The sequence below is a fragment of the Ruminococcus sp. AM42-11 genome (assembly GCF_003480145.1).
Classification (GTDB): domain Bacteria; phylum Bacillota; class Clostridia; order Lachnospirales; family Lachnospiraceae; genus Blautia_A; species Blautia_A faecis.
Window position 1 is genome coordinate 1 of record NZ_QUIO01000076.1, and the last position, 7,261, is coordinate 7,261.

General features: G+C 42.7%; 11 protein-coding genes, 1 other RNA gene and 1 pseudogene. 8 read left to right on the forward strand and 5 right to left on the reverse strand.

The features are described 5' to 3' along the window. The first annotated feature begins 269 nt into the window (after window positions 1-269). Window positions 270-619: a transfer-messenger RNA gene (gene ssrA, locus DW904_RS22105) on the forward strand. Window positions 620-633: 14 nt separating this feature from the next. Here ssrA and DW904_RS22110 read toward each other — a convergent pair. The 3 genes from DW904_RS22110 to DW904_RS22120 all read right to left on the reverse strand — a co-directional run bounded on the left by DW904_RS22110 (window position 634) and on the right by DW904_RS22120 (window position 1,705). Continuing rightward, a complete protein-coding gene (locus DW904_RS22110; RefSeq protein ID WP_233456192.1) occupies window positions 634-786 on the reverse strand; it encodes a hypothetical protein in 153 nt (50 codons plus the stop codon). A gap of 88 nt (window positions 787-874) precedes the next feature. Then, a complete protein-coding gene (locus tag DW904_RS24735; protein ID WP_279254421.1) occupies window positions 875-1,006 on the reverse strand; it encodes a hypothetical protein in 132 nt (43 codons plus the stop codon). A gap of 390 nt (window positions 1,007-1,396) precedes the next feature. Beyond that, a complete protein-coding gene (locus tag DW904_RS22120) occupies window positions 1,397-1,705 on the reverse strand; it encodes a helix-turn-helix transcriptional regulator (protein ID WP_118584273.1) in 309 nt (102 codons plus the stop codon). A 158-nt stretch (window positions 1,706-1,863) separates the two neighbouring features. Between DW904_RS22120 and DW904_RS22125 the strand changes: the two genes are divergently transcribed. Both DW904_RS22125 and DW904_RS22130 read left to right on the forward strand, forming a co-directional pair. Then, window positions 1,864-2,070 (forward strand): hypothetical protein, encoded by a 207-nt coding sequence (locus DW904_RS22125; RefSeq protein WP_118584274.1) that lies wholly within the window; start codon window positions 1,864-1,866, stop codon window positions 2,068-2,070. A gap of 126 nt (window positions 2,071-2,196) precedes the next feature. Beyond that, window positions 2,197-2,469 (forward strand): annotated as a pseudogene (locus DW904_RS22130) (transposase domain-containing protein); the annotation flags it as partial. A gap of 141 nt (window positions 2,470-2,610) precedes the next feature. Here the strand turns inward: DW904_RS22130 and DW904_RS22135 are convergent. Next, the gene (locus tag DW904_RS22135) at window positions 2,611-2,844 is read right to left on the reverse strand and encodes a hypothetical protein (RefSeq protein ID WP_118584275.1); all 234 of its coding nucleotides are present in this window, start codon (window positions 2,842-2,844) and stop codon (window positions 2,611-2,613) included. Further along, on the reverse strand, window positions 2,802-3,023 hold the full coding sequence (locus DW904_RS26065; protein WP_347562226.1) for a DUF6783 domain-containing protein: 222 nt from the start codon (window positions 3,021-3,023) through the stop codon (window positions 2,802-2,804). The genes DW904_RS22135 and DW904_RS26065 overlap by 43 nt, the downstream gene beginning before the upstream one ends. Between DW904_RS26065 and DW904_RS26070 the strand changes: the two genes are divergently transcribed. The 5 genes from DW904_RS26070 to hisF all read left to right on the forward strand — a co-directional run bounded on the left by DW904_RS26070 (window position 2,922) and on the right by hisF (window position 7,089). Next, window positions 2,922-3,143, forward strand: coding sequence for a DUF6783 domain-containing protein (locus DW904_RS26070; protein WP_319017836.1), 222 nt, complete (start codon window positions 2,922-2,924; stop codon window positions 3,141-3,143). The genes DW904_RS26065 and DW904_RS26070 overlap by 102 nt on opposite strands. Before the next feature lie 63 nt (window positions 3,144-3,206). Beyond that, window positions 3,207-3,884, forward strand: coding sequence for a response regulator transcription factor (locus DW904_RS22145; protein ID WP_118584277.1), 678 nt, complete (start codon window positions 3,207-3,209; stop codon window positions 3,882-3,884). After that, window positions 3,884-5,401, forward strand: coding sequence for a HAMP domain-containing sensor histidine kinase (locus DW904_RS22150; protein WP_118584278.1), 1,518 nt, complete (start codon window positions 3,884-3,886; stop codon window positions 5,399-5,401). The genes DW904_RS22145 and DW904_RS22150 overlap by 1 nt, the downstream gene beginning before the upstream one ends. Window positions 5,402-5,710: 309 nt before the next feature. Beyond that, complete coding sequence (gene hisH, locus DW904_RS22155; RefSeq protein ID WP_118584280.1) at window positions 5,711-6,328, forward strand: imidazole glycerol phosphate synthase subunit HisH; 618 nt, start codon at window positions 5,711-5,713, stop codon at window positions 6,326-6,328. Window positions 6,329-6,330: 2 nt separating this feature from the next. Continuing rightward, entirely contained in the window at window positions 6,331-7,089 is a 759-nt protein-coding gene (gene hisF / locus DW904_RS22160; protein WP_118584279.1) for an imidazole glycerol phosphate synthase subunit HisF, read from the forward strand. Window positions 7,090-7,261 lie beyond the last annotated feature (172 nt).

The window sequence follows — 7,261 nt, forward strand, 5'->3', positions numbered from 1 at the left end:
AAGCGAAATCCAGCGCTTACGAAGACTTATGCGTGAGGGCTCTCCCGAACGCATTAGTCGCAGTTAGCGATTAGTTCGCTGGAGCGTTGCGCCGGCGAGTGAGTAATACACATTGCCCAAATGCGTCCCTCCTGAAGAACTTTTCAACACACTAAATAGCAAAACACCATATTGACAACTTTGCAAAAAATGCATATAATAATATCTTAGCGAAAGCACAATTACACAAACTTCGTCTGCGTACCAGCAATACCTATTATATACGATTAGGGCTTGTACTGGTTTCGACGGGGGTTTTGAAGTTGTGGAAGCCATCCGCAGTCTCCCGAACTGCGTAATAACGGGAAGTTCTAAATATAAACGCTGACGATCAGTTAGTAATGGCAGCCTAAGTGCTGCCCGTCAGTCCTGTTGCACTCACACTTCAGGAGTCTGGCGTCGACCTTGTGAGAAACCTTGCCGGGTAAGCTTTGCCCCGGTAGATGTATCATGAAGCTACTGAAGCAGTAAGCCTGTCGGTGGGCGTGCTGTGGAGGGAATGTTAATACAGCGACTGTGATGGGAGATGCCGCAAGGGATAGACTTTCGGACGCGGGTTCAATTCCCGCCAGGTCCATAGTGAAAACGCCGTATTTACGGCGTTTTTTCTTTTTCGTGTTGCATTTCGTGTTGCATAGTTGTGAAATGCGAATTAATTTTATCTGTAAATTTCTTTTGCTCATCGTTGATCACATTTCTGTATACAGCCTTTAGAACGGTATCTGTTTTCCATCCACCTCTTGCCATAATGTACTGATCCAGAATACCAATCGCGTGCATGATCGAAGCAGAGTAATGTCGGAGATCATGAAAACGGAATGGTATAACCATTCCTTCAAATGGACTTATTGATTGTTACAGTGCTGTTACAATATAAGCCTTTTATGTTTGGACTATTAAATTCATAGTCCATTACGTCTATACCGTCCGCGCAGGTCTGGTCTTGTAATTTCTCATATGTGCTCATGTAAACACCTCCCGCTTTAGTATATCTCAATACGTGTACAAAAATCTGTACAGTTGCTTCCACAAAAAGAAAATTGACAAATATTTCGGAGTGACATATAATATATTTAACAAGAGAACCGTTGGTCAGTGCATACCTGACCGCCGGATAAAGCATCAGCTAAAAATAGCGCCTTACTTTACCAGAGCAGGGGCGCTATTTTTTATGCGAAAAAGTAATAACAAGAGTTATGACTGCACAAAACATAATTACAAAAGTAAATAAATCACTGTATGTAACCATCAGCACCAGCCTCCTTTCACAAAAGTGTCCGGCGGCTGACATAACACCCCAACAGTTCCCTGGGTAAATATATTATATTGTCAATGTACATTCTGGCAGATATGCCGATTATTTCCTTTTGTTTTTCACAAATTCAGCAAACTGGCGAATTTCATTCAATTCGTCTTCGGTGTATTCTTTGCCATCAAAATGAGCGGCAAGAGTGGTAGGTTCGTCATTAAGTCCGAGGAGAGTATCAGCAGAAACATTTAAGCAATCAGCAATTTTCTTTATTGTATTTACGTTTGGTTCTCTATTTCCACTCTCATATAATGAATATGTAGATTTTGCTACGCCAATATTTTCTGCCACTTCTTTCTGGGATAATCCAGATCTTAAGCGAGCTTCTTTTAAATTGTCATTAAAATTGTCACCCATAATTGGTACCTCCTGATAATTCGATTATAGTTGCATATTGAAAAACTGTCAACAGGAAAGTTTGCAAAATGAAAAGAAAAGTATTGATAAATTTGCAAATAGAAATTATGGTATAATTTAAGTTTGCAAAACGCAAATAAGCGAAAGGAGGAAATGAGATGTTTAGAAATTTAGAAGCGGAACAAGCCAGATTTGGTTATACAAATCAGCAGATGGCAGACAAGTCAATGATGTTTGCAACTGACAACGAACCAAGAGAGAAAGGAGGTGACAACGATCGTAATGACGGTTATTTTTGGTTATCAGTGTCTTCGGTCGATTTGGAATTATCAGTACCTTCTTCAACAGGTGAGCATGTGTCTTGAGTCTGTGAATACTGTTTATGCAGCTCTTCGACAGTTTCTTTTAACTATGACATTTTTCTTGAAATATGTTAAGAGCACATAACTAAGTTCGGCACATAATTACGGTTATGTTCTTAAGCACATAACCGTAAAAACTGGCTGTTCTGTGACACACCAAACGGAGCCCAGGCCAGCGCTATTGTGTACACAATGGTAGAAATGGCAAAAGCCAATGGAGTAAACGTCTATCACTATCTTACCTATCTGCTGGAAAAACTGCCTGATGATTGGATGAGTGATGATGAATTAGAACTTCTGGCGCCATGGAACGAAACTGTCAAAGCTGAGATCGAACGTCGTGCAAACGAATCAAATCAATCATATGTGAATTGTCAAGGTGCTCCGGCTACTGAAAAGTAGTCGGGGATTTTTCTTACAGAGAATATTTAAATAAATATGATGTAAACAAAGACGCATGAGTGTGGAGTGTGTGATTGAGAAATTTCAGAAAAAGTGAAAATCAGTCAGGGCCCCCTTTGGGGAGTCCCTGACTAAATGTAGCTATTCCTCAAATTCCGCAATCACCACATACCCACTAAGCGGTGCCTTTTCCACACTGACAATGGTTCCTTCCTTTGCCTTGATTCTCTGTGAGTTCGGATAGCAGCCGGACATGGCTACAGCAGGCTCAATGATATAGCTGTAGTTCATGTAGGACTGATATTCCGTGATCTGAATCTTATCTCCCGGTTTCACCAGTCCCGGACGCTCCATTTTAAAACTTTCCTGACGCATGTGAATTCCCTCTTTTCAAAAATTGATTTATATTTTACACTGTACTTAGAGCGTGTTTGAAAAATCATTCCCGCAATCTGCACGCCCCACTTTGCGGGAGATTTCACCCGAATTCGGGCGCCGTAGCCCGTTACGGCGCCCTCATCCGAGCGAAATCTCCCACAAATTGTGACGCACATCTTGCAGAAAGCCTTTTTCAAACACGCTCTAGCATAGCACAAAACAGAAAAAAAGTCATCTGTCAGAAAATGTGCTGGCGTTCACAAAATCATCATACCCCTGTGTTAAGATACAGGTGAATCGTACAAAAAGGTATAAAAACCATGCGATAAATGAGGTTGACCAAAAAGGGAGGACAAGATATGGATACATTAAAAATCCTTGTAGTGGATGATGAAAGCCGAATGAGAAAGCTTGTAAAAGACTTTTTAACAAAGAAGAATTTTCAGGTGCTGGAAGCAGGAGATGGAGAGGAAGCCATGGATATCTTTTATAAAGAAAAAGATATTGCCCTGATCATCCTGGATGTAATGATGCCAAAGATGGACGGCTGGGAAGTATGCCGTGAGGTGCGCAAGAATTCCAAAGTGCCGATCATTATGCTGACAGCAAGAGGAGATGAGCGTGATGAGCTTCTTGGTTTTGACCTGGGTGTGGATGAGTATATTTCCAAGCCATTCAGCCCGAAGATCTTGGTAGCCAGAGTAGAAGCTATCCTTCGCCGTACCGGACAGACCGGAGCGGAAGATGTGCTCAGCGCAGGGGGAATTGTGATCGATAAGGCTGCCCATCTTGCAACAGTCGATGACAAGCCTATGGATCTTAGCTTTAAGGAATTTGAGCTTCTTACTTACTTTTTGGAAAATCAGGGAATTGCTCTTTCCAGGGAAAAAATCCTTAATTCTGTTTGGAATTATGATTATTTCGGAGATGCCAGAACCATTGACACACATGTGAAGAAATTAAGAAGTAAAATGGGGGATAAAGGTGAGTACATCAAGACCGTATGGGGAATGGGTTACAAGTTTGAGGTAGAGTGATGAAGAAATCAAAGAAGCCAAAGAAAATCCGCTCCATAAAGCACCAGATCACGTTTACATTTATAGGTCTTTTATTCCTTTCCATTCTCACGATTTCCATGATCAACGGAGCATTTCTGGAAAAATATTATGTGTCAAAAAAGACGGAAACTCTTCTGGAAGCAAGGGAAGTGCTGAGTCAGATCAACACGGATTCTATGACAGAGGACGATGTGGAAAGCGAGCAGGAAGAATTGTCTTCTGAGATCATTCAGGAAAGCTCCAGGAATAATCTGACCTGGGTGGTTGTCAATGAGGATAATACGAAATATCTGTGCTGGCCGGAGAATGAAGATCAGCTGAGAAGCAAGCTGTTTTTTGGTTATGCCAGTGATCTTGACATGGATAACGGAAAAGGCACAATTCTGAAACAGACGGATAACTGTGTGGTTCAGCAGGTATATGACCGTTTCGTGGGCATGGATTATGTAGAGTGCTGGGGGAAATTTGACAATGGCAATTATTTCCTGATCCGAAGCCCTCTGGAAAGTATCCAGGAAAGCGCAAATATTTCCAATAAGTTTTATTTCTTTGTAGGAATTGTCATTATTGTTATAAGTGGAATGTGTATTATGGCAGTAACCAGAAAGCTGACCAGACCTATTTCCGAGCTGACGGAGCTTTCCCGTAAGATGACAGATCTTGATTTTGAAGCCAGATATAAAAGCAAGGCCGGCAATGAAATTGATGTGCTGGGAGATAATTTTAACAAGATGTCCAGTCAGCTGGAGCATACTATTTCCGAGCTGAAATCTGCAAACAATGAGCTGCAGAAGGATATTGAGAATAAGGTGAAAATCGATGAAATGCGAAAAGAGTTTCTGGATAATGTTTCCCATGAGCTGAAGACACCCATTGCTCTTGTGCAGGGGTATGCAGAAGGTCTGAAGGAGAACATTAATGATGATCCGGAAAGCATGGATTTTTACTGTGACGTCATTATTGATGAAGCTGCCAAGATGAATAAGCTGGTAAAGAATCTTCTTACGCTGAATCAGCTGGAATCCGGAAAAGACGCAGCTGTTATGGAGCGTTTTGACCTGACTGCATTGATCAAAGGCGTTCTTTCCACCATGGATATCATGATCAGGCAGAAAGAAGCCCGGGTGATTTTTAATGAGACAGAGCCTCTTTATGTCTGGGCAGATGAGTTTAAGACAGAAGAAGTTGTGACGAATTATGTAAGCAATGCCTTGCATCATCTGGATGGAGAAAAAATTGTGGAGATCAAAGTCCAGAAACAGGAAAACAGAGTGAAAGTAACGGTATTTAATACCGGAACCCCAATCCCGGAAGCCGATCTCCCGAATTTGTGGAACAAGTTCTACAAGGTAGACAAAGCCCGCACCAGAGAGTATGGCGGAAGCGGAATCGGACTTTCTATTGTAAAGGCTATTATGGAAGGTATGAATCAGCAGTACGGTGTTCAGAACTTTGATAACGGGGTGGAATTCTGGTTTACCCTGGATCGGAAATAAAGTAAAAATAGTCAATCTTCAGGCTGGAAATCTGGTGCTTGAAAGAGAAGATAATTGTAATTTTTCATAAAAAAAACAGTGTTAATCTGGAAAGACAATACAAACTAACAAAACAGGCGGCAGCATGGAATTAGCTCTTTGCAACCGCCTGTTTTTGCGTTATACTGTAAGAATATGAAAGTGTATGTTCAGCAATATTGTGCTTTGGGAAGGCAGTATTTGCTGATTAAAAGCATTTATATGATGGCAGAAAATGCTGCACACAATAGACGCAGTATTGACGAAAAACAGACAACAGGAGGAGCCCGAATGATAGCAATAATTGACTATGATGCAGGCAATATAAAAAGTGTGGAAAAAGCCCTTCATTACCTTGGAGAGGAAACTGTAGTTTCCAGAGATCCTCAGGTATTACTGAGTGCAGATAAAGTAATTCTTCCAGGTGTTGGAAGCTTTGGAGATGCCATGAATAATCTGAATAAATTCGGACTTGTTCCTGTGATCCGGGAGCTTACAGAGAAAGGAACTCCATTCCTTGGAATCTGTCTGGGTCTGCAGCTCCTTTTCGAATCCAGTGACGAAACTCCGGGAGTGGAGGGACTTGGAATTTTGAAAGGTAAGATCGTGAAGATTCCCCCGGCTCCTGGACTTAAAATTCCTCACATGGGATGGAATTCTCTTCACCTTCAGAATGATGGCCGCCTGTTTAAAGGAATTCCGGAAGAGACTTACGTCTACTTTGTTCATTCCTACTACCTTCAGGCAAAAGAACCTGAAATCGTGAAGGCGACTGCGCAGTATGGCGTAACTATTCATGCCTCCGTTGAAAAGGACAACATATTTGCCTGCCAGTTCCACCCGGAGAAGAGCAGCAAGTACGGTCTGAAAATACTGGAGAATTTTGCGAAGCTTGGGAAGGAGGCATAATTATGTTTACAAAGCGAATTATTCCCTGTCTGGATGTAAATAATGGACGAGTAGTGAAAGGTGTTAATTTCGTAGACCTGAAGGATGCAGGAGATCCTGTGGAAATTGCGAAAGCATACGACGCAGCAGGAGCAGATGAAGTGGTATTTCTTGACATTACAGCCTCCTGTGAACAGCGTGACACAGTAGTAGATATGGTGCGAAAAGTTGCAGCCAACGTATTCATTCCATTTACAGTTGGCGGCGGGATCCGTACTGTAGATGATTTCTGGAAGCTGCTCCGCGAAGGTGCAGACAAGATTTCTGTAAACTCCGCAGCCATTGACCGTCCGGAATTAATCCGTGAGGCAGCAGATAAATTCGGCAGCCAGTGTGTAGTAGTTGCCATTGACGCTAAGCGTCGTCCTGACGGCGGCTGGAACATCTATAAGCATGGCGGTCGTTTGGATACAGGCATTGATGCCATTGAGTGGGCGAAGAAAGCAGAAGCCCTTGGTGCAGGAGAAATCCTCCTTACCAGCATGGACTGTGATGGTACCAAGGCTGGCTACGACATCCCATTAACCCGCGCAGTATCTGATGCCGTATCCATCCCGGTCATCGCTTCCGGTGGTGCCGGTACCCTGGAACACTTCTACGAAGGCCTTACCGACGGCGGTGCCGATGCAGTTCTGGCAGCTTCCCTGTTCCACTATAAAGAACTGGAAATTTCTCAGGTGAAGGATTACCTGGCTGAAAAAGGTGTTCCGGTAAGACGATAGAATATTAAAATTGCTATTTAGTGTGTTGAAAAGTTCTTCAGGAGGGACGCATTTGGGCAATGTGTATTACTCACTCGCCGGCGCAACGCTCCAGCGAACTAATCGCTAACTGCGACTAATGCGTTCGGGAGAGCCCTCACGCATAAGTCTTCGTAAGCGCTGGATTTCGCTT

What these genes read in the sequence shown, in the direction of transcription:
- DW904_RS22110 (WP_233456192.1), bottom strand. Translation starts at nt 786, where the DNA reads ATGGCAAGAGGTGGATGGAAAACAGATACCGTTCTAAAGGCTGTATAC.
- DW904_RS24735 (WP_279254421.1), bottom strand. Translation starts at nt 1,006, where the DNA reads ATGAGCACATATGAGAAATTACAAGACCAGACCTGCGCGGACGGTATA.
- DW904_RS22120 (WP_118584273.1), bottom strand. Translation starts at nt 1,705, where the DNA reads ATGGGTGACAATTTTAATGACAATTTAAAAGAAGCTCGCTTAAGATCT.
- DW904_RS22125 (WP_118584274.1), top strand. Translation starts at nt 1,864, where the DNA reads ATGTTTAGAAATTTAGAAGCGGAACAAGCCAGATTTGGTTATACAAAT.
- DW904_RS22135 (WP_118584275.1), bottom strand. Translation starts at nt 2,844, where the DNA reads ATGCGTCAGGAAAGTTTTAAAATGGAGCGTCCGGGACTGGTGAAACCG.
- DW904_RS26065 (WP_347562226.1), bottom strand. Translation starts at nt 3,023, where the DNA reads ATGTGCGTCACAATTTGTGGGAGATTTCGCTCGGATGAGGGCGCCGTA.
- DW904_RS22145 (WP_118584277.1), top strand. Translation starts at nt 3,207, where the DNA reads ATGGATACATTAAAAATCCTTGTAGTGGATGATGAAAGCCGAATGAGA.
- DW904_RS22150 (WP_118584278.1), top strand. Translation starts at nt 3,884, where the DNA reads ATGAAGAAATCAAAGAAGCCAAAGAAAATCCGCTCCATAAAGCACCAG.
- hisH (WP_118584280.1), top strand. Translation starts at nt 5,711, where the DNA reads ATGATAGCAATAATTGACTATGATGCAGGCAATATAAAAAGTGTGGAA.
- hisF (WP_118584279.1), top strand. Translation starts at nt 6,331, where the DNA reads ATGTTTACAAAGCGAATTATTCCCTGTCTGGATGTAAATAATGGACGA.